Raw genomic sequence first — 24,441 nt, forward strand, 5'->3', positions numbered from 1 at the left:
CACGGAGGGGCGCCCGCGCCGGAATCCCCTGGTGGGTGCCCGGTCGCGCGGCCCGTTCGGTCACGCGGCCCGATCGGTCACGCAGCCCGTTCGGTCACGCAGCCCGTTCGGTCACGCGGCCGGTTCGGTCACGCGGCCCGATCGGCCCGTTCAGCGCCCGGGGAACCCGTACGGGACGGAGGCCAGCTTCTCCGAGGCCGTCCAGAGCCGTTCGCCGGACGCGTCGTCCAGGGTCCACTTCGCCCGCCAGGAGCGGACGGGCGCCCCGCGCCAGCCGAGCCGCGGCCCGAAGAACGCGTCGGGCCGCACCCCCGGCGCGGTGGCCGCGTACAGAGTGGGCAGCGCGCCGGAGGCGGCGGACTGGGCGAGGACGGCGGCGCCGAGGCCCATCAGCCGTGACATGGGCCGGTGGCCCTCCTGCCGCGAGGCTCCGACGTGCAGGTTGGTCGAGGCGTAGCCGGGGTGCGCGGCGGCCGCGACGATCCCGGAACCGGCGGCTTCGAGCCGCCGGGCCAGCTCGTGCGTGAAGAGGAGGTTGGCCGTCTTGGAGCGGCCGTACGCGATCCAGCGCCGGTAGCCGTGCTCGCCGTTCAGGTCGTCGTGGTCCACGTCGCCCAGTGCGTGGAACCCGCTGGAGACGGTGACGATCCGGGCCCCGGGAGCCGCGGCCAGCAGCTGCGGCAGGAGCAGTCCGGTCAGCGCGAAGTGGCCGAGGTGGTTGACCCCGAACTGGGTCTCGAAACCGTCGGCGGTCCGCCCGTACGGCAGCGCCATCACCCCGGCGTTGTTCACGAGCAGGTCGAGGGAGCGGCGGCGCTGCCCGTGCACGTGGGCGAACTCCCCGTACGGAGGCCAGGTCGGCCAGGTCCAGCGGTATGAACTCCACCTCCGCGCCCGGGACTTCGGAGCGCAGCCGGATCACCGCGGCCCGGCCGCGCGCCGAGCTGCGGCAGGCCAGCACCACGTCGGCCCCGCGCCGGGCGAGCTCGCGGGCGGCGACGTAGCCGATACCGCTGTTGGCTCCCGTGACGACGGCGGTGCGGCCGCTCTGGTCGGGGATGTTCTCGGCGTTCCAGCCAGGCATGTGAGCTCCCTCGCGACGGTGGGTTGCACGGTGCGGTCACCATGGGGTTACCGAGGGTAGACCTCCTCCTTCACGGGGGTGGAGCCGGGGGCCGGTCCCCCGGCCAGTAGGCTGCGGGTCCGTCCGCCCGCTCCCCTTCCCGTTCCCGAGGTACCGCGCAGTGAGCCCCGCACCGCCGCTCCCCCCACCCGTCTCGGTCGTCGGCCTCGGCGCCGACGGCTGGGCCGGGCTCACCGCCGCCGCACGGTCCGCGCTGACCGGTGCCGAGGTGCTGATCGGCGGACCGCGGCAGCTGGACCTGCTGCCGGCCGGCGACTGCGCCGGCGAGCGGGTGGCCTGGCCGAGCCCGCTGCGGCCCGCCGTGCCGAAGCTGATGGCCGAGCACGCGGGCCGCCGGATCGCGGTGCTGGCCAGCGGCGACCCCATGTTCTACGGGATCGGCCGGGCTCTGGCCGAGGAGCTCGGGCCGGACGCACTGCGGGTCCACCCGCACCCCTCCTCGGTCTCGTACGCGTGCGCCCGCCTGGGCTGGCCGGTGGAGGACACCGAGGTGGTCACGGTGGTCGGCCGCCCGGTGGCCCGGCTCGCGGCCGCGCTGTACGAGGGGCGGCGGGTGCTGGTGCTCAGTGCCGGAGCAGTGACCCCGAACGAGATCGCCGCTCTGCTTCGAGAGCGGGGCTTCGGCCCGAGCCGGATGCGGGTGCTGGAACAGCTCGGCTCCGAGCGCGAGGACACGTACGAAGGACGGGCCGAGAGCTGGGACCACGCGCCCGGCGATCCCCTCAACGTGGTGGCCGTGGACTGCCGCCGGGACCGGCGCAGCGCCGTCCCGCGGCTCGGCGCGACCCCCGGCCTGCCCGACACCGCGTACGAGCACGACGGCCAGCTCACCAAGCGCCACGTGCGGGCCGCGACCCTCTGCGCCCTCGCCCCGGCCCCCGGCGAGCTGCTCTGGGACATCGGCGGCGGCTCCGGCTCCATCGGCATCGAGTGGATGCGGACGCACCCCTCCTGCCGGGCGGTGGCCGTGGAGCGCGTCCCGGAGCGGGCGGCCCGCATCACCCGCAACGCGGCGGCGCTCGGCGTCCCGGGACTGCGCGTGGTCACCGGCGCAGCGCCCGACGCCCTGGCCGGCCTCCCGGCCCCCGATGCGGTGTTCATCGGCGGCGGGCTGACCGCGCCGGGCCTGCTGGACGCGGCCTGGGCGGCGCTCGCCCCCGGCGGCCGGCTGGTCGTCAACACCGTGACGCTGGAGTCGGAGGCGGTCCTCGCCGAGCGTTACCGGCGCCACGGCGGCGACCTGGTCAAACTGGCCGTCGCGCACGCGGTGGCGGTCGGCGGTTTCACGGGCTGGCGGCAGGCGATGCCGGTCACCCAGTGGTCCGTGACGAAGCCCTGGCCGCGGACGGACCGTCCCACGGCAGCAGCGCACGAGCAGAACGAAGAGGACCAGGAGACGACATGACCGTGTACTTCATCGGCGCGGGCCCCGGCGCCGCCGACCTGATCACGGTGCGCGGTGCCCGGACGCTGGCCGCCGCCCCCGTCTGCCTGTACGCGGGCAGCCTGGTCCCGCGCGAACTGCTGGCCGAGTGCCCGCCGGACGCCCGCCTGGTCGACACCTCGCAGCTGAACCTCGACGAGATCGTCGCCGAGTGCGTACGGGCCCACGCCGCCGGCGAGGACGTCGCGCGGCTCCACTCCGGCGACCCGTCGATCTTCAGCGCGGTCGCCGAGCAGATGCGGCGGCTCGACGCGGCCGGCATCCCGTACGAGGTGGTGCCCGGTGTCCCGGCGTTCGCCGCGGCGGCGGCCGCCCTGAAGCGGGAGCTGACGGTCCCCACCGTCGGCCAGACCGTCATCCTGACCCGGATCGCCCAGCAGGCCACGCCGATGCCGCCCGGCGAGGACCTGGCCACGCTCGGCCGCAGCGGCGCGCTGCTGGTGCTGCACCTGGCCACGCGGTACGTGGACCGGGTCGTCGCCGAACTGCTGCCGCACTACGGGGCCGAGTGCCCGGTGGCGGTGGTGGCGATGGCCAGCCGCCCCGACGAGCTGATCCTGCGCGGCACGCTGGCCGACATCGCCGCCCGGGTGAAGGAGGCGGGCCTGGTCCGTACCGCCGTCATCCTGGTGGGCCGTACGCTCGGCGCCGAGCAGTTCCGCGACAGCCACCTGTACTCCCCCGAGCGCGACCGGCATGTCTGCTGATCCGCCCCGCCACGTCCTGGTCCTGGGCGGTACGACGGAGGCCAGGCGGCTGGCGGAGGCGCTGGCCGCCGACCCGGCGTACCGCGTGACCACCTCGCTGGCGGGCCGGGTGTCCGCGCCCGTGCTGCCGCCCGGCGAGGTGCGGATCGGCGGCTTCGGCGGGGTCGCCGGGCTCGCGGAGTGGATCGCCGGCCACGGCGTGACGCACCTGGTCGACGCCACGCACCCGTTCGCGGAGCGGATGAGCTTCCACGCCTCCGGGGCGCAGGCGCGCACGGGGGTCCCGCTGCTGGCGCTGCGCCGCCCCGGCTGGGCCCCCGGCCCGGGCGACGACTGGCACTTCGCCGACTCGCTCGCCGAGGCGGCGCTGCGGCTGCCGGAACTCGGCGGCCGGGCCTTCCTGACCACCGGCCGCATGGGCCTGCACACGTTCGCGCACCTGGCCGACACCTGGTTCCTGGTGCGCTCGGTGGACCCGCCGGACGCACCGGTGCCGCCGCGGCTCGAAGTCCTGCTCGCCCGGGGGCCGTTCACCCTGGACGGCGAGCGGGAGCTGCTGGCCCGGCACCGGATCGAGGTGCTGGTCACCAAGGACAGCGGCGGCTCCGCGACCGCCCCCAAGCTCACCGCGGCCCGCGAGACCGGCATCCCGGTCCTGCTGGTCCGCAGGCCCCCCGTCCCGGAGGGCGTCGCGGAGGCGGAGCGCCCGGAGGCGGCCCTGGAGTGGCTCGCGGGAGCCTGACGGAGACGGCCCGGCCACCCGCGCCCAGGCGTTGTCGGAGGGGTCTTCTACGCTCGTCGGCATGAGCACCACCACCCTGCTGGTTCACGACGGCTCCGCCGCACCCGACGCCCCGGTCACCCGCATCGGCGGCCTTCCGCTGGCGCCCTCCGGCACGCGCTGGCCCACCTGTACGACCTGCTCCGGGCCGCTCTGCTTCATCGCGCAGATCGTCCTCGACGGCGGGCGCGGGATCCTCGCCGTCTTCATGTGCGCCAACGACCCCGGCAGTTGCGGGGAGTGGAGCGCGACGTCCGGCGGCAACAGGGCGTACCTCTTCCCGTCGGCCGGTCTCGTGCCCATGCCGCTGCCCGCACTCCCCACCGCCGAGGACGAGGACGAGGACGAGGACGACGACGAAACCGACGAGGACGAGGAGGACGTTCGGCAGCTGGGGGCGGTCCGTACCGTCGAGCTCGTCACGGTGGCCGAGCCGGAGTACCGGCTCGCGCGCAAGGCCTGGTCCGAGCGGAGCGGGCGCCCGGCGAACGAGGTGCTCGGCCGGCTCGGCGGCACCCCCGGCTGGCTTCAGAACGACGAGACGCCCGACTGCCCGGAGTGCGGCGGGCCGATGGAGTTCGCCGCCCAGCTGGAGGAGGGTCCCGACCCCCTCACCGCCCCCAACTTCGGCTCCGGCAGGGCCTATGCACACGTCTGCACGCCCTGCGGCCGGGCGGCGTTCCTCTGGCAGTGCTGAGGAACGCCACCCGGCCCTGCGGTCAGGCCTCCGGGTAGCGGCGCGGGGTCCAGGTCACGCGGGAGCCGTCCGGGCGCTCCGTGACCCGGGTCTGCGAGGAGCCGATCAGCAGGATCGTGCGCATGTCCACCTCGGACGGCTCCAGTTCGCCGAGCGCCAGGACGCGGACCGACTGCTCCGGGCCGCCCACGTCCCGCGCGACGACCACCGGCGTCTGCTCCGGACGCAGCTCCAGCAGCAGCTCCTTGGCCTGGGCCACCTGCCAGGTCCGGCTGCGCGAGCCCGGGTTGTACAGGGCGAGCACCAGGTCGGCCGCGGCGGCGGCGCGCAGCCGCTCCGCGATGACCTCCCACGGCTTGAGCCGGTCCGACAGGGAGATGGTGGCGTAGTCGTGGCCGAGCGGTGCCCCGGCCGCGGCGGCCGCCGCGTTGGCGGCGGTGACCCCCGGCAGGACCCGTACGGGCACGTCCTCGTACTCCGGCTGCCCGGCGACCTCCAGCACGGCGGTGGCCATGGCGAACACGCCCGGGTCGCCGCCGGAGACCACGGCCACGCGCTTGCCGCGGCGGGCGAGGTCGAGCGCGAACTCGGCGCGCTCCGACTCGACCTTGTTGTCGGAGCCGTGCCGTACCTGGCCCGGCTTCACGGGGACCCGGTCCAGGTACGTGGTGTACCCGACGAGCACCTCGGCGTCGGCCAGCGCCCGCCGCGTCTCGGGGGTGAGCCAGAGCGGCCCGGCCGGTCCGGTGCCGACGACCACGACCTCGCCGGGGCCGGACGGCACGCTGCCCGGGTTGCCGATGCGGCTGGGCACCACGGCGACGGCGAAGTACGGGACGCTGTCGGGGTCGGTGTCGGCGAGGATGCCGGTCCGCTCCCCCGCCATGGTGGCGCGCTCCACGTACCGGGCCTCCGCGAGGCGGCCGCTGCCCTCCATGGCCCGGCGTACGGCGGGGAAGGTACGGCCGAGCTTCATCACGACCGCCGAGTCGGTGGCGGCGAGGCGGGCGGTGAGCTCCTCCTCCGGCAGGGTGCCGGGCAGGATCGTCAGCACCTCCTCGCCCTCGACGAGCGGGGTGCCGAGGCGGGCCGCGGCGGCGCTCACCGAGGTCACACCGGGGATCACCTCGGCCTCGTACCGGCCGGCGAGCCGCTTGTGCATGTGCATGTACGAGCCGTAGAAGAGCGGGTCCCCCTCGGCGAGCACGGCGACGGTCCGGCCGGCGTCGAGGTGCGCGGCCAGCCGTGCGGCGGACGCCTCGTAGAACTCCTCCATCGCCCCCTGGTAGCCGCCGGGGTGGTCGGTGGTCTCGGTGGTGACCGGATAGACCAGCGGCTCCTCGATGTGGTCGGCGCGCAGGTGCTTCGCGGCGATCGAGCGGGCGATCGAGCGGCCGTGGCGGGCGCTGTGGTACGCGACGACCTGCGCCTCGGCGATCACCTCGACGGCCCGCAGCGTCATCAGGGAGGGGTCGCCGGGGCCGAGCCCGACGCCGTACAGCTTTCCGGAGGTCGCTTCGGTGCTCATTCTTCCTCGCTCGCGATCGCGTTGACGGCGGCGGCCGCGATGGCGCTGCCGCCGCGCCGGCCGCGCACGATCAGGTGGTCGAGCCCGGAGGCGTGGGCGGCGAGCGCGTCCTTGGACTCGGCGGCGCCGATGAAGCCGACCGGGACGCCGATGACGGCGGCGGGGCGCGGGGCGCCCTCCTCGATCATCTCCAGCAGCCGGAACAGCGCGGTCGGCGCGTTGCCGACGGCGATCACGGAGCCCTCCAACAGGCCGCGGTCGCGCCAGACTTCGAGGGCGGCGGCGCTGCGGGTGGTGCCCATCTCGGCGGCGAGGGCCGGCACGGCGGGGTCGGAGAGGGTGCAGATCACCTCGTTGCCGGCGGGCAGCCGCTTGCGGGTGACGCCGCTGGCGACCATCTGCACGTCGCAGAGGATCGGCGCGCCCGCCTTCAGCGCGGCCCGCGCGCGGAGCACGACGTCCGGGGTGTAGCCGAGGTCCTGGGGCAGGTCGGTCATTCCGCAGGCGTGGATCATGCGCACCGCGACCTGGGCGACGGAGGCGGGCAGCCCGGAGAGGTCCGCCTCGGCGCGGATCGTGGCAAAGGACTGGCGGTAGATCGCCGCGCCGTCCTTCTCGTACTCGAACACTGTGTACTCGCTCATTTCTTCGCTGCGTCGTGGGAGGTGGTGCGGCGTACGGCCGCGAGGGCCGCGGGAAGTTCGGAGGCCGGAACACCGCGGCGCGGGGCGTGACCGGCCGCGCGGAGGTCGTACCCGTCGGCGGTGGCGACCACGTCCGCCCAGGCGGTGCCGCGGGGGTGCCCGCACCGGCGTTCGCAGCCGGACCAGTGCACGGGCAGCGGGCGGGTGGCGTGCGCGTGCGTCTGCGCCTGCGCCTGCGCCTGCGCCTGCTGCGCTACGACGGCTCGCGCGTCGGCGCGTACGTCCGCCAGGGATTTCGCGCAACCCGGCTGCCCCGTACAGGCGGTGACGGACCGCCAGGGATCGTCGGGGCCGGTCACGAGCCCGGCCTCGGCGAGCCCGGCGAGCGCGCCGTCGGCGGCGTGGGCGGGCAGGCCGGGGACGACGATCCCGCGCCAGGGGGTCAGACGGACACGGCCCGTGAGCCCGGCCAGCCGGCGCCACTGCGCGGTGGTCAGGCGGCCCAGCGGCGCGAACACGCTGAGCGCGGCGGCGCCGCCCGGACCTTCGACGACGCCCGGTTCGGGAGCCGGTCCGTGCAGGGCGGCGCAGCCCCGTACGACGGAGGCCGCGATGCCGGCGGCGGCCAGCCGGGCGCCCAACTCATCGGCATCAAGCGCCTGTTCTGCGGGCAGCTCGGAGACCCGCCAGGCCCGCGTCCCGGCCCGGCGGACGGCGTCGAGGAAGTACGAGGCGGCGACGAGCGCGGCCCGCGGCGCATCGGCGGCGGCCACGAGCAGGGCGTCCGCCGCGTCGGCCGTCCACAGCAGGGCCCGGCCCCCGTCTCGGACGGCGGCCAGGTTCACATCGGCGGCCAGCGAGGTCACGTCCCCGCGGCCGTCGTCGAGGGCGAACAGGAAGCGCCCGGACAGCCCGGCCGCCGACGCGCTCGCGCACAGCAGCCGGTCCAGCTCCGCGACCCAGGGCGCCACGTCGGGCAGACCGCGCCGGTCCAGGCCGGTCAGCGGCGAGGCGACGATGTTGCGGACCCGCTCGTGGGTGGGGGCGGGCAGCAGCCCGGCGCGCACGAGCACGGCCTGCAGCTCGCCGCCGCAGCTCGCGCCGAGCCCGCGCAGCTGCGCGTTGCCGCGCGAGGTGAGGTCGACGTGCCCGTCGCCGAGCCGGTCCGCCGCATCGGCCAGCAGCAGGGCCGCGTCCGCGTCGAGCATCCCGCCGGGTATCCGGATCCGGGCCAGGTGCCCGTCGTCCGCCGCGTGCAGGCGCAGCGCACCGGGGCAGGCGTCACCGCGGTCACGTATGACCGGTTCGTCCCGCGATGCGGCGGAAGGGGGCTGGGGCGGCATGGCGGCGAGCATACCCACGATTCCCCGACCCCGACCTGTGTCCGTCACCACCCGCCCCCTGCGCCCCACCCTCCGCCCGACCTGCCCGGATCCGTTCCCCGGGCACGGGCCACCCCCACTCCCGGCCAGGGAGAACGCCACCTAAGATGACCACCGGCGGAGCCACGTGGCCCGCTGGGAGGAAGCCCGGTGCGAATCCGGCGCGGTCCCGCCACTGTGAACCCGCGGAGCGATCCGCCGGGTGAGTCAGGAACTCCCGCTGTCCACACTGCCCGGGGCGCGGAAACCCCGAGGAAGGCATGCCGCCGCATGATCCTGCTGCTGTCGACGTCCGACACCGATCTGCTCAGCGCCCGCGCCGCCGCGGACGGCCCCGTGCCGTACCGGTTCGCGAACCCCTCCCGCCTTCCCCTCGACGACCTCCCCGCCCTGCTCGACGGCGTCGACCTGGTCGTCGTACGCCTCCTCGGCGGCCTGCGCGCCTGGCAGGACGGCCTCGACCTGCTCCTGGCGCCGGCCCAGACCCGCCCGGTGGTCGTCCTCACCGGCGAACAGGCCCCGGACGCCCAGCTGATGGAGGCCTCGACGGTCCCGATCGGCATCGCGGCCGAGGCGCACGGCTACCTCGCGCACGGCGGCCCCGCCAACCTCGACCAGCTGGCCCGGTTCCTGTCCGACACCGTGCTGCTCACCGGCCACGGCTTCGAGCCGCCCGCCGCCGCGCCCACCTGGGGCCCGCTGGAGCGCGCTCCCATGCGCCCGTACGGCCCGCGCATCGCGGTGCTCTACTACCGAGCCCACCAGATGAGCGGCAACACCGCCTTCGTGCACGCCCTGTGCGACGCGATCGTGGAGACCGGCGGCACGCCCGTACCGCTGTACGTGTCCTCCCTGCGCAGCCCCGAGCCGGAGCTGATCGCCGAGCTGGAGTCGGCGGACGCGATCGTCACCACGGTCCTGGCGGCCGGCGGCACCAAGCCCGCCACGGCCTCGGCCGGCGGCGACGACGAGTCCTGGGACGCGGGCGCGCTCGCCGCGCTGGGCGTCCCGGTCCTCCAGGCCCTGTGCCTGACCGGCTCGCGCAGCGCCTGGGAGGAGAACGACGAGGGCCTGTCCCCGCTCGACGCCGCGACGCAGGTCGCCGTGCCCGAGTTCGACGGCCGCCTGATCACCGTCCCGTTCTCCTTCAAGGAGTTCGACGAGGACGGGCTGCCGGCGTACGTGGCCGACCCCGAGCGCGCCGCCCGCGTCGCCGGCATCGCCGTGCGGCACGCCCGGCTGCGGCACATCTCGCGCCGCGACAAGAAGGTCGCGCTCGTCCTGTCCGCGTACCCGACCAAGCACTCCCGCATCGGCAACGCGGTCGGCCTCGACACCCCGGCCAGCGCCGTGGAGCTGCTGCGCACCCTCATCGCGGGCGGTTACGACTTCGGCCCCGTCGAGGACATCCCGGGCCTGGTCTCCGGCGACGGCGACGAGCTGATCCGCGCCCTGATCGAGGCCGGCGGCCACGACCAGGACTGGCTGACCGAGGAGCAGCTGGCCCGCAACCCGGTCCGCATCCCGGCCGCCGACTACAAGCGGTGGTTCGCCGAGCTCCCGGCCGAGCTGCGCGGCAGCGTGGAGCAGCACTGGGGTGAGGCCCCGGGCAACATGTTCGTGGACCGCTCGGCCAACCCGGAGGGCGACATCGTCCTCGCGGCCCTGCGCCGCGGGAACCTGCTCATCCTGATCCAGCCGCCGCGCGGCTTCGGCGAGAACCCGATCGCGATCTACCACGACCCGGACCTGCCGCCCTCGCACCACTACCTGGCCGCGTACCGCTGGATCCAGGCGAGCGCGCAGGACGGCGGCTTCGGCGCCGACGCGATGATCCACCTGGGCAAGCACGGCAACCTGGAGTGGCTGCCCGGCAAGAACGCCGGCCTGTCCGCGGCCTGCGCGCCGGACGCCGCGCTCGGCGACCTCCCCCTCATCTACCCCTTCCTGGTCAACGACCCGGGCGAGGGCACCCAGGCCAAGCGCCGCGTGCACGCCACGCTGGTCGACCACCTGGTGCCGCCGATGGCGCGCGCGGAGTCGTACGGCGACATCGCGCGCCTGGAGCAGCACCTCGACGAGTACGCGCAGATCTCCGCGATGGACCCGGCGAAGCTGCCGGCCATCCGCGCCCAGATCTGGACGCTGATCCAGGCCGCGAAGCTCGACCACGACCTGGGGCTGGCGGAGCGCCCGGACGACGACGGCTTCGACGACTTCCTGCTGCACGTCGACGGCTGGCTGTGCGAGGTCAAGGACGCCCAGATCCGCGACGGCCTGCACGTCCTGGGCGGCGCGCCGACCGGCGAGGCCCGGGTCAACCTGGTCCTCGCGATCCTGCGCGCCCGCCAGATCTGGGGCGGTACGACGGCCCTGCCCGGCCTGCGCGAGGCGCTCGGCCTGGACGAGTCCGCGGCCACCCGCACGACCGCCGACGAGGCGGAGGAGGCGGCCCGCGCGCTGGTGCAGGCGATGGAGGACGCGAACTGGGCGCCGGAGGCGGTGGCTTCGGTCGCGGTCGGGTACTCGGCGGACGTGGCGGCCGTACTGGACTTCGCCGCGCGCGAGGTCGTCCCGCGGCTGGCCGGCACGACGGACGAGATCGCCCACGTCGTCTCGGCCCTGGACGGGCGCTTCGTCCCGGCGGGCCCCTCGGGCTCCCCCCTGCGGGGCCTGGTGAACGTCCTGCCCACGGGCCGCAACTTCTACTCCGTGGACCCGAAGGCCGTCCCCTCCCGCCTCGCGTGGGAGACGGGCCAGGCCCTGGCCGACTCCCTCCTCACCCGCTACCGCACGGACAACGGCGAGTGGCCGGCCTCCGTCGGGCTGTCCCTGTGGGGCACGAGCGCGATGCGCACCTCCGGCGACGACGTCGCCGAGGCCCTCGCCCTGCTCGGCGTCCGCCCGGTCTGGGACGAGGCCTCGCGCCGCGTCACCGGGCTCGAAGCGATCCCCCTGGCGGAGCTCGCGCGCCCCCGGATCGACGTCACCCTCCGCATCTCGGGCTTCTTCCGGGACGCGTTCCCGCACGTCATCGGCCTGCTGGACGACGCGGTCCGGCTGGCGGCGAGCCTGGACGAGCCCGCGGACCAGAACTTCATCCGGGCGCACGCGGAGGCCGACCTGGCCGTCCACGGTGACGAGCGCCGCGCGACGACCCGCATCTTCGGCTCGCGCCCGGGCACGTACGGCGCCGGCATCCTCCAGCTGATCGACTCCCGCGACTGGCGTACGGACGCCGACCTGGCGGAGGTCTACACGGTCTGGGGCGGCTACGCGTACGGCCGCGGCCTGGAGGGCCGGGCGGCGCGCGAGGAGATGGAGACCGCGTACAAGCGGATCACGGTGGCCGCGAAGAACACGGACACCCGCGAGCACGACATCGCCGACTCGGACGACTACTTCCAGTACCACGGCGGCATGGTGGCCACGGTCCGCGCCCTGCGCGGCACGGCCCCGGAGGCGTACATCGGCGACTCGACCCGCCCGGAGACGGTCAAGACCCGCACGCTGGTGGAGGAGACGTCCCGCGTCTTCCGGGCCCGCGTGGTGAACCCGAAGTGGATCGAGGCGATGCGCCGCCACGGCTACAAGGGCGCCTTCGAGCTGGCGGCGACGGTGGACTACCTCTTCGGCTACGACGCCACGACGGGCGTGGTGGCGGACTGGATGTACGACAAGCTGACGGAGACGTACGTCCTGGACCCGGAGAACCGCGCCTTCCTGGAGGAGGCCAACCCCTGGGCCCTCCACGGCATCGCGGAACGCCTCCTGGAGGCCGAGTCCCGCGGCATGTGGGAAAAGCCGGACCCCCAGATCCTCGAATCCCTCCGCCAGGTCTACCTGGACACGGAAGGCAACCTCGAGGCCGACTCGGAGTAGTCCGCTCCGCAGGCCCCGCACCACAGATGCCGTCCGCCTCGCCCCTGCCCCGGGCGAGGCGGACGGCATTCTTCGTGCCCGTATCCCCCACGCGGCGCCTGCGCCCCGGAACGGTTCGTCCGTCACCTGAAGCGGTGAACTCTTCCCTGTCCCGGCGGCGGCAGGGGTGGAGGGGTGCTGATCTCGTGCGGGGGGGTCGCAGGCAAGGGCCCCACGCCCTCGGACGGAAAGGTCCAGCCCGCCGTGACACAGCCGTTTCAACTGCCGGATTTCTATGTGCCGTATCCGGCGCGCCGCAACCCCCACCTGGAGGCCGCGCGGGCGCACACCAAGCAGTGGGCCCGCGGCTTCGGAATGCTGGAGGGGTCCGGCGTCTGGGAGGAGCGGGACCTCGACTCGCACGACTACGCGCTGCTGTGCTCGTACACCCACCCCGACTGCGGCGGTGACGCGCTGAACCTGGTCACCGACTGGTACGTGTGGGTGTTCTTCTTCGACGATCACTTCCTGGAGGTCTACAAGCGCACCCAGGACCGCGAGGGCGCCAAGAAGTACCTCGACGGGCTGGCCGCCTTCATGCCGATGGACCTCGCCGACGGGTTCCCCGAGCCGGCGAACCCGGTCGAGGCGGGCCTCAAGGACCTGTGGTCGCGCACCGTGCCCGCGATGTCGATGGACTGGAGGGAACGGTTCTCCGAGTCGACGCGGAACCTCCTCAACGAGTCGATGTGGGAGCTCCACAACATCAACATCGGCCGCGTGGCCAACCCCCTCGAATACATCGAGATGCGCCGCAAGGTCGGCGGCGCCCCCTGGTCGGCCGGGCTGATCGAGTACGTGTCCGCCGAGGTGCCGGCCCGGGTGGCGCACGCGCGCCCCCTCGAAGTGCTCCGCGACGCGTTCTCCGACGCGGTCCACATCCGCAACGACATCTTCTCGTACCAGCGCGAGGTGGAGCAGGAGGGCGAGCTCTCCAACGCCGTCCTGGTCCTGGAGACCTTCCTGGACTGCACCACCCAGGAGGCCGCCGACCTGTCGAACGACCTGCTGACCTCGCGGCTCCAGCAGTTCGAGTACACGGCCCTCGCCGAGGTCCCCGCGCTCGCCGCCCGGCACGGCCTCGACCCCCTCGAGACGGCGTCCGTACTCGCGTACGCGAAGGGCCTTCAGGACTGGCAGTCCGGCGGCCACGAATGGCACATGGTCTCCAGCCGCTACATGAACGGGGAGGCCAAGGCGGCGGGCGCGACCCCGCTCACCCTGCCCTTCCTGCCCGGCGGGCGGGGCACCGCCGCCCTCGACCTGCGCTCGCTGCTCAACCCCCGCGCCATGGAGATGCGCCGCCGCAGCTTCACGCACGTGCCGTTCCGGAAGGTGGGCCCTTCGCTGCTGCCCGACTTCTACATGCCCTTCCCCCTCACCCTCAGCCGTCACCTGGACCGGGCGCGGCGTGAACTGGTGGTCTGGTGCCGGGAGATGGGCCTGCTCCAGCCGCAGCCCGGCGATCCCGGCTCCGACATCTGGGACGAGGACAAGCTGGTCCGCATGGACTTCGCCCTGTGCTCGGCGGGCATCGACCCCGACGCCACCGCCGAGGCCCTGTGCCTGAGCGCGCAGTGGCTGGCCTGGGGCACGTACGCGGACGACTACTACCCCAAGGTGTTCGCCGGATCGAAGTCCCCCGGCGCGGCCCGGGCGGCGACGGACCGGCTGATCTCCATGATCCCGGTCGACCCGGCCGAGGCCCCGGAGCCGGTCACCGCGATGGAGCGGAGCCTGAAGGACCTGTGGGCCCGGACCGTCGCGGGGATGAGCTCCGCGATGCGCGCGGAGTTTCGCGGGCACGTCATCGGGATGCTGGACAGCTGGGTCTGGGAGATCGGCAACGCCGTCGTGAACCGGATCCCGGACCCGGTCGACTACGCCGAGATGCGCCGCTTCACGTTCGGCTCGTACCTGACGATGTTCCTGGCCAAGTTCGGCCACGAGGGCGACGGCGTCCCGCCCGAGGTGTACCGGGACGGGGTGATGCGCTCGCTGGAGAGCGCGGCGGCGGACGTCGGGTGCATCACCAACGACCTCTTCTCGTACCAGAAGGAGATCGAGGTCGAGGGCGAGGTGCACAACCACGTCCTCGTCACCCAGAACTTCTTCGACATCGACTACCCGCAGGCGCATCGGATCGTCGCCGACCTGATGGTGCAGCGCACGAAGGAGTTCGAGCACATCCGCGACCACCAACTGCCGGTGCTGTACGAGGACTACGGCCTCGGACAGGAGGCGCGGGCCTCGCTCGACGCGTACGTACGGGAGTTGCAGGACTGGATGGCCGCGGTCCTCAACTGGCACCAGAGCGTGAGCCGTTACCGCGACGAGGACCTGCACCCGAAGAGCGCCGACCCGGCCCCGGGGGCACGGCTCGGCTGGAGTTCCTCGTTCGGCATGGCGGCGGCCCGGATCTCGCTGCCCGCCTGATCCCGCGGAGCCCGGCCGCGGGGGCGGTACGCCTCAGAACTCGTCCGCCGTGTGCGGCAGCAGGGGGGTGTGCAGGGCCGCGTCCAGGGCCGCCGCCGCGCCGGGTGTCCGCTCCGCCACCAGCCCGGCGGCGACCAGCTCGGCGACCCGGGTCCCGCCCAGGTAGCAGGCCGCGAGGTCCCGTACGTCGAGCTCCAGGTCGGCGGGGTCCGCGGCGGCGGCGCGCTCGCAGGTCGCCCCGCCCGGCCCCGCCTTCAGCCGGAACCGCCCCGCGTTCGCGGGCAGCCGTACGTCGGCCACCTCCAGCACCAGCTCCACCGGCGCGGCCCAGGACCGCCGGGTCAGCGCCGCCCGTACGTCGACCAGGCGCAGCCAGAGCGCCGGGAACTGGGCGGTGACCCTGACCTGGTCCCGGTCGGCGGCGAACCGGAGCAGCGGGTCGTCCAGCGGCCGGCCCCACGCGGAGACCCTGCCGGTGAGGTCGAGGCCGGCCAGGCAGTCCCACAGGGCGGCGGCCACCGCCGGGGTGTCCGCCTCCAGTTCGTCGACGCGGACCAGGCCGGGGCTGCGGGCGGGGCCTCCGTCGGCCTCGTGCTTCGTGCGGTAGAGCACGTACCCCGCGATCGGTTCGCCCGGATCGCCGAGGACGATGATCCGGGGCGGGCCCAACTCGTCGTCCTCCTCGTCCTGTTCGCAGAGCCACGACTCGTTCCAGCGCTCCGCGTCGCGGGTCGGGCGGCCGGCCCGCCCGGCGCGGGCGGCCTCGTGGTACGGCCCGATCACCCCGAGCGCGTCCTTTGGGCCGACCAGGCGCAGCGGGCGCGGGTCCGGGGCGATGCGCAGGGCCAGCGGCCGCGTCGAGTCGATCTCGATGGTGGCGCCCTGGGTGGCCGGACCGTAGCCGAAGCGGCCGTAGATGGCGGATTCGGAGGCCCACAGGGCGGCGATCGGGCTGCCCGCGGCCCCCGTGCGCCGCAGCTGCTCGTCCATCAGCGCGGTGAGCACGCCCCGGCGGCGGTGGGTGGGGGCGACGCTGACGAAGGTGAGCCCGGGGCAGGGCAGGTCCGCCCCGGGCACCGAGAGCCGGAAGTCGTGCGCGGCCATGAACCCGACCAGCGCGTCCCCGTCGTAGGCCCCGAGGCGTGCGCAGTGGCGCAGGAGGGCGTGGTGGCGTTCGCGGCCCTCCGGTTCGGGGCGGTCGTGGAAGACCAGGTACGCGAGCTCCAGAGCGCGGTCGATGTCGGCTTCGGGTACCTCGCGGATGTCCACCATGATCGGGAGACTAATCGGTCATCGCGGACCGGTCACCCCATATGGGCCGGGGTGGCCGACGGGTACCGCTACTGCGGGCCCGTCCAGCCCGTCGGGACGTGGCCGAGGCGGACGCGCTGCGGGTGGTCGCCGACGGGGACGGACACCCGCTTGGTCCCGGTGGCGAAGTCGATGGCGGTGACCCGGTCGGCGCCGCTCTCGGAGATCACGCACGCCGTGCCGTCCCCGTCGACGGTGGCCCAGTACGGCTTGTCGGCGGGCACCAGCGGCCCTTCGGTGAGGGAGGCGCGGTCCACGACGGTGACGTAGTCGTCCATGGTGCCCGCGACGCAGAGCCTGGTCCCGTCCGGGCTCATGGACATGCCGTGGTGGCGGGAGTCGTTGACCCAGGTGGTGCGGTCCGCGTTGGTGGCGGGGTTGCGGGGAAGCTCCTTGATCCGGGTGATCCGGTCGGTGGCCACGTCGTACTCGACGACCCCGTTGAAGAAGGACACCTGGAAGTAGAGCTTCGACTCGTCGGGGCTGAAGGACATCGGCCGGACGGCGTCGGACAGGTCCGGGCGGCCGAAGGCGTCCAGCCGCTCGCGCATGTCGATCACCCGGACCGTGCGGAAGGTCTGCGCGTCGACGACGGTGATCTTCCGGTCGCCCTTCGTCCAGTCCAGCCACGGCGCGTCGAGGGCGGAGGTCACGTCCCCGATGGAGCTGTTCCACAGGAAGCGGCCGTCCCGGCTGAAGGTGTTCTCGTGCGGTTTGTCGCCGGTGGGGAAGGAGCCGAGCTGCCGCCCGGTGGCGATGTCGAGGACGTGCACGGTGTTGGCGGTGGAGGCGGAGACCGCGACCCGGGTGCCGTCGGGCGAGACCGCCATGTGGTCGGAGCGGTAGCCGGAGACGGGGAAGCGCCAGTTGATCCGGCCCGTGCGCACGTCGATCGAGACGACGTCGGCGAAGCTGGGGCGGGAGGCGACCACGGCGGAGCCGTCGGGGGTGGTGTACATGTCGTCGACGAACTGGTCGTGGCCCTCGCCCGCGCCGCCCCGGATGCCGAGGAAGAAGGCGAGCTTGACCGGATTGAGGTAGATCTCCCGGAGCCGCTCCTCCTTGTCGGGGATCATGTTGAGCCGGCCGACCTTCGCGAGGTCGCCGGTGGAGGCGAGCACATCGGCGGTGCCCTCCCAGTTGTTCCCGACGAACAGCACCTCGCGGACGCCGGGGCCGACGGCGGCGGCACCCGCGGCCGGGGGCGGCGCCGAGGCCGAGGCCGAGGCCGGTCCTCCCGCCAGCGAGGCCGCGACCAGCGCACAGCCGGCGAGGAGCGTACGGACGGGGGTGCGGGCGGTGCGTGCCGTACGGGGGGTGCGGGCCGTGCGGGCGGTACGTGCGGTCCGGGACATCCGCTCAACTCCGTTGCAGGAAGGCGCTGTTACCGGCCGGTAAAATAGGCGCAACAACAAAAGGGCGCAACCCTCACGGGGTTGCGCCCTACGACTCTCCCCTTCAGGCGACCGAGCCGATCCGGCCGATCACGGCCTTCGAGGTGTCCGGGTGGATCGGTATGTGCGCCCCGGTGAGGGCCGCGCCCGACCCGCCGCGGCGGTTCGCGACGATCTCGGCGGCGATGGACAGCGCGGTCTCCTCCGGGGAGCGGGCACCGAGGTCCAGGCCGATCGGGGAGCGCAGCCGGGCCAGCTCCAGCTCGGTCACGCCGACGTCCCGGAGCCGCTTGTTGCGGTCCTCGTGGGTGCGGCGGGAGCCCATGGCGCCGACGTAGGCGACGGGCAGTTTGAGGGCCAGCTCCAGGAGCGGCACGTCGAACTTGGCGTCGTGGGTGAGCACGCACAGGACGGTCCGGCCGTCGAGCGAGCCCGCCGAGGACTGGGCTTCCAGATAGCGGTGCGGCCATTCGACGACGATCTCGTCCGCCTCGGGGAAACGGTTCTTCGTCGCGAAAACGGGCCGGGCGTCACACAGGGTCACGTGGTAGCCGAGGAACTTGCCGATCCGCACCAGGGCGGACGCGAAGTCGATCGCCCCGAAGACGATCATCCGCGGCGGCGGGACGCTGGACTCGACGAGCACCTTCAGCGGCTCCCCGCAGAGCCGGCCGTCGGCGCCGATCTCCAGCACGCCCGTGCGGCCGGCGTCGAGCATGGCGCGGGCCTCTTCGGCGATGGTGCGGTCCAGCTCGGGGTGGCCCCCGAAACCGCCCTCGTGGCCGCCCTCGCCCCGGACGAGCACGGCGCGGCCCAGGAGCTCGGCCGGACCCTCCGCGATCCGGGCCACCGCCGCAGCCTCCCCGCGGGAAGCCGCCGCCAGCGCGGCCGCGAACACCTCCCGCCCGGGGGATCCCACCGGCACCGGGGTGATGAGGATGTCGATGATCCCGCCGCAGGTCAGGCCCACGGCGAAGGCATCGTCGTCGCTGTACCCGAAGCGCTCCCGGACGGTCTCGCCGTCCTCCAGCGCCTGCTGGCACAGCTCGTACACCGCGCCCTCCACGCATCCGCCGGAGACCGATCCGATGGCCGTGCCCTCGCTGTCGACGGCGAGTGCGGCTCCGGGCTGCCGGGGTGCGCTCCCGCCGACCGCCACCACGGTGGCGACGGCGAAGTCACGTCCCTGCTCGACCCACCGGTTCAGTTCTTCGGCGATGTCCAGCATTGCGGCCTCCTCGGAGAGGTTCGGTTACCAGTATCGGATGCGTGGAGGGTCAGGGCCTGATCACCGGCCCCGCCTTACTTCACCCCGAGCCACGCCTCGATGGGGTGCTCCGCGAAGAAGATCACGAAGATCACGGTCAGTGCCCACATGAAGGCGCCGATCTCGCGGGCCTTGCCCTGTGCGATCTTGATGGCGACGTAGGAGATCACACCGGCGGCGACACCTGCGGTGATCGAGTACGTGAAGGGCATGATCGCCACGGTCAGGAAGACCGGGATGGCGGTGGCGCTGTCGGCCCAGTCCACGTGGCGGGCGTTCTGCATCATCATCGCGCCGATGACGACCAGGGCCGCGGAGGCGACCTCACCCGGGACGATCTGCGTGATCGGGGTGAAGAAGAGGCAGGCGGCGAAGAAGAGGCCGGTGACGACGGAGGCGAGGCCCGTACGGGCTCCCTCGCCGACGCCGGTGGCGGACTCGACGAACACGGTCTGGCCGGAGCCGCCCGCGATGCCACCGATGGCGCCACCGGCGCCGTCGATGAACAGGGCCTTGGACAGGCCCGGCATGCGGCCCTTGTCGTCGGCCAGCTTGGCCTCGGTGCCGACGCCGATGATGGTGGCCATCGCGTCGAAGAAGCCGGCGAGCACGAGGGTGAAGACGATCATGCCGACCGTCATGGCCCCGACCTCGCCCCAGCCGCCGAAGGAGACCTCGCCGAAGAGCGAGAAGTCCGGCATCGAGACGGCGGAGCCGTCCAGCGTGGGCGGGCCGTTGCGCCAGGCCTTCGCGTCGACGTCGGCGACGGCGTTGACGATCGCGGCGATCACGGTGCCGCCGATGATGCCGATGAGGATCGCGCCGCGGACCTTGCGGGCCTGCAGCATGAAGATGGTGAGCAGGGTGATGCAGAAGATCAGGACGGGCCACCCGGAGAGCTGGCCGACCGCACCGAGCTGGACCGGCGGAGCGAACTCCCCACCGTTGCCGACGAAGCCCGCCTTCACCAGCCCGATCAGGGCGACGAACATGCCGATGCCCATGGTGATCGCGTGCTTGAGCGCGAGGGGGATCGCGTTCATGATCATCTCTCGGAGGCCGGTGACGACCAGGAGACAGATCACGACGCCGTACATCACGCACATGCCCATGGCCTGCGGCCAGGTCATCTGGGGGGCGACCTGCGAGGAGAGCACGCCGGAGACCGACAGGCCCGCGGCCAGGGCCAGCGGGACCTTGCCGACGAAGCCCATGAGGAGCGTGGTCAGGGCCGCGGCGAAGGCCGTGGCGGTGATGAGGGCCTTCTGGCTCATGGTGTCTCCGGCGACGTCCTTGCCGGAGAGGATCAACGGGTTGAGCAAGAGGATGTACGCCATGGCCATGAAGGTCGTGACTCCGCCACGAACCTCATTGCCGACGTTGGAACCTCTGTGCGTGATGTGAAAGTACCGGTCGAGCCAAGAACGCCCGGCGGGGGTGCGAGAGCCGTCGCCGGCCTCTTCCGCGGTGGTCTTGGGCTCTACAGACGACTGGGTCATGGTGCCTAACTCCCAAGGTTCAAAGGGGCACCCGCATGGAGATTGGAGACGCGGGATTTGGGAAACTCCGTTTGGCTGCACGACCCGGGGTGACGGCCCGAGGCGACGCGAAATGCACTGCGTTTACTGCGGGTACTGCGGGGGTTCTGCGGTACTGGTGTGGTGCTGGTGGCGGCTCCGGGGTGCCGGGGCCACCGGGTGTTCCGTGGGGGTACTGCCGGTGGAACGGACCGCGAGCGGTGCGGTCTTTTCGTACTCCGGACTTCTGGCTCCGGGCGGTGCGACAGGAAGTGTGACGTTCCCGGTGTCACACCGCCCGGAGAGTCTGTGGGGGTCCGGGGGCCTCGCGGCCCCCGGACCAGGCCGTCCTAGAGGGTGCCGGTGAGGGCTTCCGGACGGATCGGGGTCTTGTTGATCTCCAGACCGGTCGCCGCCCGGATCGCCGCGATGACGGCCGGGGTGGACGAGAGGGTGGGGGCCTCGCCCATCCCGCGAAGGCCGTACGGCGCGTTCGGGTCGGCGAGCTCCAGGACGTCGACCGGGATGGTCGGGGTGTCGAGGATGGTCGGGATCAGGTAGTCCGTGAAGGAGGGGTTGCGCACCTTCGCGGTCTTCGGGTCCACGATGATCTCCTCCATGATCGCGACGCCCAGGCCCTGGGTGGTGCCACCCTGGATCTGGCCGACCACGGAGAGCATGTTCAGGGCCTTGCCGACGTCCTGCGCGGTCGCCAGCTCGACGACCTTGACCAGGCCGAGCTCGGTGTCCACCTCGACCACCGCGCGGTGGGCGGCGAAGGTGTACTGGACGTGGCCGTCGCCCTGGCCGGTCTTCAGGTCGAAGGCGACGGTCGGCCGGTGCCGGAACTCCAGCTCCAGGTCGATCGCGTCCTCGCCCTCCAGGATGTCGGCGAGGTCCGCGAGGACCTCTCCGCCGTCGGTGACGACCTTGCCGCCTTCGAGGAGCAGCTCGGCGGTCGCCCACGCGGGGTGGTAGGACCCGTTCTTGCGGCGGCCGATCTCCAGGGCCGCCTCGCGGACGGCCTCGCAGGTGTTCTTCACGGCGCCACCGGTCATGTACGTCTGCCGCGAGGCGGACGTGGAACCGGCGGAGCCGACCTGCGTGTCGGCCGGGTGGATGGTCACCTGCGTGACGCCCAGCTCCGTACGGGCGATCTGCGCGTGGACGGTGACACCGCCCTGGCCGACCTCCGCCATGGCCGTGTGGACCATCGCGACGGGCTCGCCGTTGATGACCTCCAGGCGCACGCGGGCGGTGGAGTAGTCGTCGAAGCCCTCGGAGAAGCCGACGTTCTTGATGCCGACCGCGTAGCCGACGCCGCGTACGACGCCCTCGCCGTGGGTGGTGTTGGACAGGCCGCCGGGCAGTGCGCGGACGTCCGCGCCCTCGCCGGCGGTCTCCCACTGGCGCTCCGGCGGCAGCGGGCGGGCCTTGACCCGGCGCAGCAGCTCGGCGACGGGCGCCGGGGAGTCCACGACCTGGCCGGTGGGCATGATCGTGCCCATCTCCATGGCGTTCAGCTGGCGGAACTCGACCGGGTCCATGCCGAGCTTCGCCGCGAGCTTGTCCATCTGGGCCTCGTACGCGAAGCAGGCCTGGACGGCGCCGAAGCCGCGCATCGCGCCGCAGGGCGGGTTGTTCGTGTAGAGCGCGACCGCCTCGATGTCGACGTCCTCGAGGACGTACGGGCCGACCGACAGCGAGGAGGCGTTGCCCACGACCGCCGGGGAGGCGGACGCGTACGCGCCGCCGTCCAGGACGATCTTGCACTTCATGTGCGTGAGCTTGCCGTCCTTGGTGGCGCCGTGCTCGTAGTACAGCTTCGCCGGGTGGCGGTGCACGTGGCCGAAGAAGGACTCGAACCGGTTGTAGACGATCTTGACCGGCTTGTTCGTGGCCAGGGCCAGGAGGCAGGCGTGGATCTGCATCGAGATGTCCTCGCGGCCGCCGAAGGCACCGCCGACGCCCGAGAGCGTCATGCGGACCTTCTCCTCGGGGAGACCGAGGACCGGGGCGATCTGCTTGAGGTCCGAGTGCAGCCACTGGGTGGCGACGTAGAGGTCGACACCGCCGTCCTCGGCGGGTACGGCGAGGCCGGACTCCGGGCCGAGGAAGGCCTGGTCCTGCATGCCGAAGGTGTACTCGCCCTCGACGATGACGTCGGCGCGCTTGCGGGCCTCTTCCACGTTGCCGCGGATGATCGGCTGGCGGTGCACGATGTTCGGGTGCGGGACGTGACCGGAGTGGTGGTCGTCGCGGCCCGGGTGGATCAGCGGCGCGTCCTCGGCGAGGGCGGAGGCCTCGTCCGTGACGACCGGCAGCTCCCGGTAGTCGATCTTGATCTTGGCGGCCGCGCGGCGGGCGGTCTCCGGGTGGTCGGCGGCCACGAGGGCGACCGGCTCACCGTGGTGGCGCACCCGGCCGTTGGCGAGGACCGGGGTGTCCTGGATCTCCAGGCCGTAGTTCTTCATCGCGGCCGGCAGGTCGTCGTACGTGAGCACCGAGTAGACGCCCGGCATCGCGAGGGCCTCGGAGATGTCGATCGAGGCGATCTCGGCGTGGGCGACGGTGCTGCGCAGGGTCTGGCCCCAGAGCATGTCCTCGTGCCACATGTCCGAGGAGTACGCGAACTCTCCGGTGACCTTGAGGGTGCCGTCCGGGCGGAGCGTGGACTCGCCGATGCCGCCCTTGTTGTGCTTCTGGGTGACGTTGGTCGGCGTGCCGGCCGGTACCGTGCGGGTGTTCTGAGCCATGGTCAGACCGCCTCTCCCTGACGGGCGGCCGCCAGGCGGACCGCGTCGAGGATCTTCTCGTAGCCCGTGCAGCGGCAGAGGTTGCCGGACAGGGCCTCACGGATGTCCTGGTCGGACGGGGAGCTGTTCTGTTCGAGCAGCGCGTCGGCCTGCACCAGCAGACCGGGGGTGCAGAAACCGCACTGCACGGCGCCGGCGTCGATGAACGCCTGCTGGATGTTGGAGAGTTCGACGCCCTCGCCGGTCTGGGAGTCGGCAGGCTTGGCCTGCCACTGCTTGGCCGCGTCCAGGGTGACGCCGGTCTTGGAGCCGCAGCCGCCGCCGGTGCCGCACGCACCGCCGTGGCCGTGCTCCTCGCGCTGCTTGGCGAACTCCGCCAGACCTTCGACGGTCACGACGTCGCGGCCCTCGACCTGCCCGGCCGCCACCAGACAGGAACAGACCGGCACGCCGTCGAGACGGACGGTGCAGGAACCGCACTCGCCCTGCTCACAGGCGTTCTTCGAGCCCGGCAGGCCGAGCCGCTCGCGCAGCACGTAGAGGAGGGACTCGCCCTCCCAGACGTCGTCGGCTTCCTGCTGACGGCCGTTGACGGTGAAATTGACGCGCATGATTACGCAGCCCCTTCGAGCGAGCGGCCGTGGCCGGTTCCGCGGTACTGCTCCCAGGTCCAGACGAGCTGGCGGCGAGCCATGATGCCGACCGCGTGACGGCGGTACTTCGCCGTGCCGCGGACGTCGTCGATCGGGTTGGCCGCGCCGGTGGCGAGGTCACCGAACTGCTTGGCGATCGACGGGGTGATGACCTTGCCGGACTCCCAGAAACCGCCCTCTTCGAGCGCGGCGTTCAGGAACTCCTCGGCGGCCTTGGCACGGATCGGCGTCGGCGCGGCCGATCCGATGCCCGTGCGGACCGTGCGGGTCTCGGGGTGCAGCGCAAGGCCGAACGCGCAGACGGCGATGACCATCGCGTTGCGGGAGCCGACCTTGGAGTACTGCTGGGGACCGTCCGCCTTCTTGACGTGGACGGTCTTGATGAGCTCGTCGGCGGCGAGCGCGTTGCGCTTCACGCCGGTGTAGAACTCGTCGATCGGGATCAGGCGCGAGCCGCGTACGGACTCCACCTCGACCTCGGCGCCCGCCGCGAGCAGCGCGGGGTGGGAGTCGCCGGCCGGCGAGGCGCAACCGAGGTTGCCGCCGACGCCGCCGCGGTTGCGGATCTGCGGGGACGCGACCGTGTGCGAGGCGAGCGCGAGACCCGGGAGCTCCGTCCGGAGGTTCTCCATGATCTGCGTGTACGGAACGGAGGCGCCCAGCCGGACCACGTCCTCGCCGACCTCCCACTCCCGCAGCAGACCGATGCGGTTCAGGTCCAGGAGGTACTCCGGCCGACGGTGGTCGAAGTTGATCTCGACCATGATGTCGGTGCCACCCGCAATCGGCACAGCTGTGGGGTACTCGGCCTTAGCGGCGAGCGCCTCCTCCCAGCTGGCGGGGCGAAGGAAGTCCATGT

16 protein-coding genes, 1 pseudogene and 1 riboswitch are annotated in these 24,441 nt (G+C 73.0%); of the genes and pseudogenes, 6 read left to right on the forward strand and 11 right to left on the reverse strand.

Translation table 11 applies throughout. From position 1 onward, the window contains the following. Positions 1 to 150: 150 nt before the first annotated feature. Positions 151 to 1,084: pseudogene (locus tag IF02_RS32315) on the reverse strand (oxidoreductase). A gap of 160 nt (positions 1,085 to 1,244) precedes the next feature. Here IF02_RS32315 and IF02_RS0109800 point away from each other — a divergent pair. The 4 genes from IF02_RS0109800 (at position 1,245) to IF02_RS0109815 (ending at position 4,773) form a co-directional block, all read left to right on the forward strand. Beyond that, on the forward strand, positions 1,245 to 2,549 hold the full coding sequence (locus tag IF02_RS0109800; protein WP_051696072.1) for a bifunctional cobalt-precorrin-7 (C(5))-methyltransferase/cobalt-precorrin-6B (C(15))-methyltransferase: 1,305 nt from the start codon (positions 1,245 to 1,247) through the stop codon (positions 2,547 to 2,549). Further along, positions 2,546 to 3,295 (forward strand): precorrin-4 C(11)-methyltransferase, encoded by a 750-nt coding sequence (gene cobM, locus IF02_RS0109805; RefSeq protein WP_030155379.1) that lies wholly within the window; start codon positions 2,546 to 2,548, stop codon positions 3,293 to 3,295. Before IF02_RS0109800 ends, cobM begins: the two co-directional genes overlap by 4 nt. After that, the gene (locus IF02_RS0109810; RefSeq protein WP_030155381.1) at positions 3,285 to 4,037 is read left to right on the forward strand and encodes a cobalt-precorrin-6A reductase; all 753 of its coding nucleotides are present in this window, start codon (positions 3,285 to 3,287) and stop codon (positions 4,035 to 4,037) included. Before cobM ends, IF02_RS0109810 begins: the two co-directional genes overlap by 11 nt. A 61-nt stretch (positions 4,038 to 4,098) precedes the next feature. Then, positions 4,099 to 4,773, forward strand: coding sequence for a hypothetical protein (locus tag IF02_RS0109815; protein WP_030155382.1), 675 nt, complete (start codon positions 4,099 to 4,101; stop codon positions 4,771 to 4,773). 22 nt (positions 4,774 to 4,795) lie between these two features. Here the strand turns inward: IF02_RS0109815 and IF02_RS0109820 are convergent, their stop codons facing one another. Genes IF02_RS0109820 through cobG form a run of 3 tightly spaced genes read right to left on the reverse strand, consistent with a single transcriptional unit; the run spans position 4,796 to position 8,288 of the window. After that, positions 4,796 to 6,301 (reverse strand): precorrin-2 C(20)-methyltransferase, encoded by a 1,506-nt coding sequence (locus tag IF02_RS0109820; protein WP_030155384.1) that lies wholly within the window; start codon positions 6,299 to 6,301, stop codon positions 4,796 to 4,798. Then, positions 6,298 to 6,945 (reverse strand): precorrin-8X methylmutase, encoded by a 648-nt coding sequence (locus IF02_RS0109825; RefSeq protein WP_199809199.1) that lies wholly within the window; start codon positions 6,943 to 6,945, stop codon positions 6,298 to 6,300. The genes IF02_RS0109820 and IF02_RS0109825 overlap by 4 nt, the downstream gene beginning before the upstream one ends. Further along, positions 6,942 to 8,288 carry a precorrin-3B synthase gene (gene cobG / locus IF02_RS0109830; RefSeq protein ID WP_234318144.1) on the reverse strand — a complete coding sequence of 449 codons (1,347 nt, stop codon included), beginning with the start codon at positions 8,286 to 8,288 and terminating at the stop codon, positions 6,942 to 6,944. The genes IF02_RS0109825 and cobG overlap by 4 nt, the downstream gene beginning before the upstream one ends. A gap of 139 nt (positions 8,289 to 8,427) precedes the next feature. Beyond that, positions 8,428 to 8,565: riboswitch (cobalamin riboswitch) on the forward strand. A 32-nt stretch (positions 8,566 to 8,597) separates the two neighbouring features. Between cobG and cobN the strand changes: the two genes are divergently transcribed. Together cobN and IF02_RS0109840 are read left to right on the forward strand one after the other, a co-directional pair. After that, entirely contained in the window at positions 8,598 to 12,209 is a 3,612-nt protein-coding gene (cobN, locus tag IF02_RS0109835) for a cobaltochelatase subunit CobN (RefSeq protein WP_030155389.1), read from the forward strand. A 243-nt stretch (positions 12,210 to 12,452) separates the two neighbouring features. After that, positions 12,453 to 14,684 carry a terpene synthase family protein gene (locus tag IF02_RS0109840; protein WP_030155390.1) on the forward strand — a complete coding sequence of 744 codons (2,232 nt, stop codon included), beginning with the start codon at positions 12,453 to 12,455 and terminating at the stop codon, positions 14,682 to 14,684. Positions 14,685 to 14,717: 33 nt separating this feature from the next. On the opposite strand, the gene IF02_RS0109845 is transcribed toward IF02_RS0109840, so the two are convergent. The 7 genes from IF02_RS0109845 to IF02_RS0109875 form a co-directional block, all read right to left on the reverse strand. Next, positions 14,718 to 15,956, reverse strand: a complete 1,239-nt coding sequence (locus tag IF02_RS0109845; RefSeq protein ID WP_030155392.1) for a GNAT family N-acetyltransferase — start codon at positions 15,954 to 15,956, stop codon at positions 14,718 to 14,720. Between the two features lie 68 nt (positions 15,957 to 16,024). Beyond that, positions 16,025 to 17,350 (reverse strand): YncE family protein, encoded by a 1,326-nt coding sequence (locus IF02_RS0109850; RefSeq protein WP_234318145.1) that lies wholly within the window; start codon positions 17,348 to 17,350, stop codon positions 16,025 to 16,027. A 103-nt stretch (positions 17,351 to 17,453) separates the two neighbouring features. Continuing rightward, entirely contained in the window at positions 17,454 to 18,617 is a 1,164-nt protein-coding gene (locus IF02_RS0109855; protein WP_030155396.1) for an XdhC family protein, read from the reverse strand. Between the two features lie 74 nt (positions 18,618 to 18,691). Then, positions 18,692 to 20,155, reverse strand: coding sequence for an NCS2 family permease (locus IF02_RS0109860; RefSeq protein ID WP_030155397.1), 1,464 nt, complete (start codon positions 20,153 to 20,155; stop codon positions 18,692 to 18,694). Between the two features lie 368 nt (positions 20,156 to 20,523). Then, complete coding sequence (locus tag IF02_RS0109865; protein WP_030155399.1) at positions 20,524 to 22,929, reverse strand: xanthine dehydrogenase family protein molybdopterin-binding subunit; 2,406 nt, start codon at positions 22,927 to 22,929, stop codon at positions 20,524 to 20,526. Between the two features lie 2 nt (positions 22,930 to 22,931). Next, complete coding sequence (locus IF02_RS0109870) at positions 22,932 to 23,540, reverse strand: (2Fe-2S)-binding protein (RefSeq protein WP_030155401.1); 609 nt, start codon at positions 23,538 to 23,540, stop codon at positions 22,932 to 22,934. 2 nt (positions 23,541 to 23,542) lie between these two features. After that, positions 23,543 to 24,439: an FAD binding domain-containing protein gene (locus tag IF02_RS0109875; protein WP_030155403.1), complete on the reverse strand. Its 897-nt coding sequence runs from the start codon at positions 24,437 to 24,439 to the stop codon at positions 23,543 to 23,545. Between the last annotated feature and the right edge of the window lie 2 nt (positions 24,440 to 24,441).

The sequence above is a fragment of the Streptomyces sp. NRRL S-244 genome (assembly GCF_000717915.1).
Classification (GTDB): Bacteria; Actinomycetota; Actinomycetes; order Streptomycetales; family Streptomycetaceae; genus Streptomyces.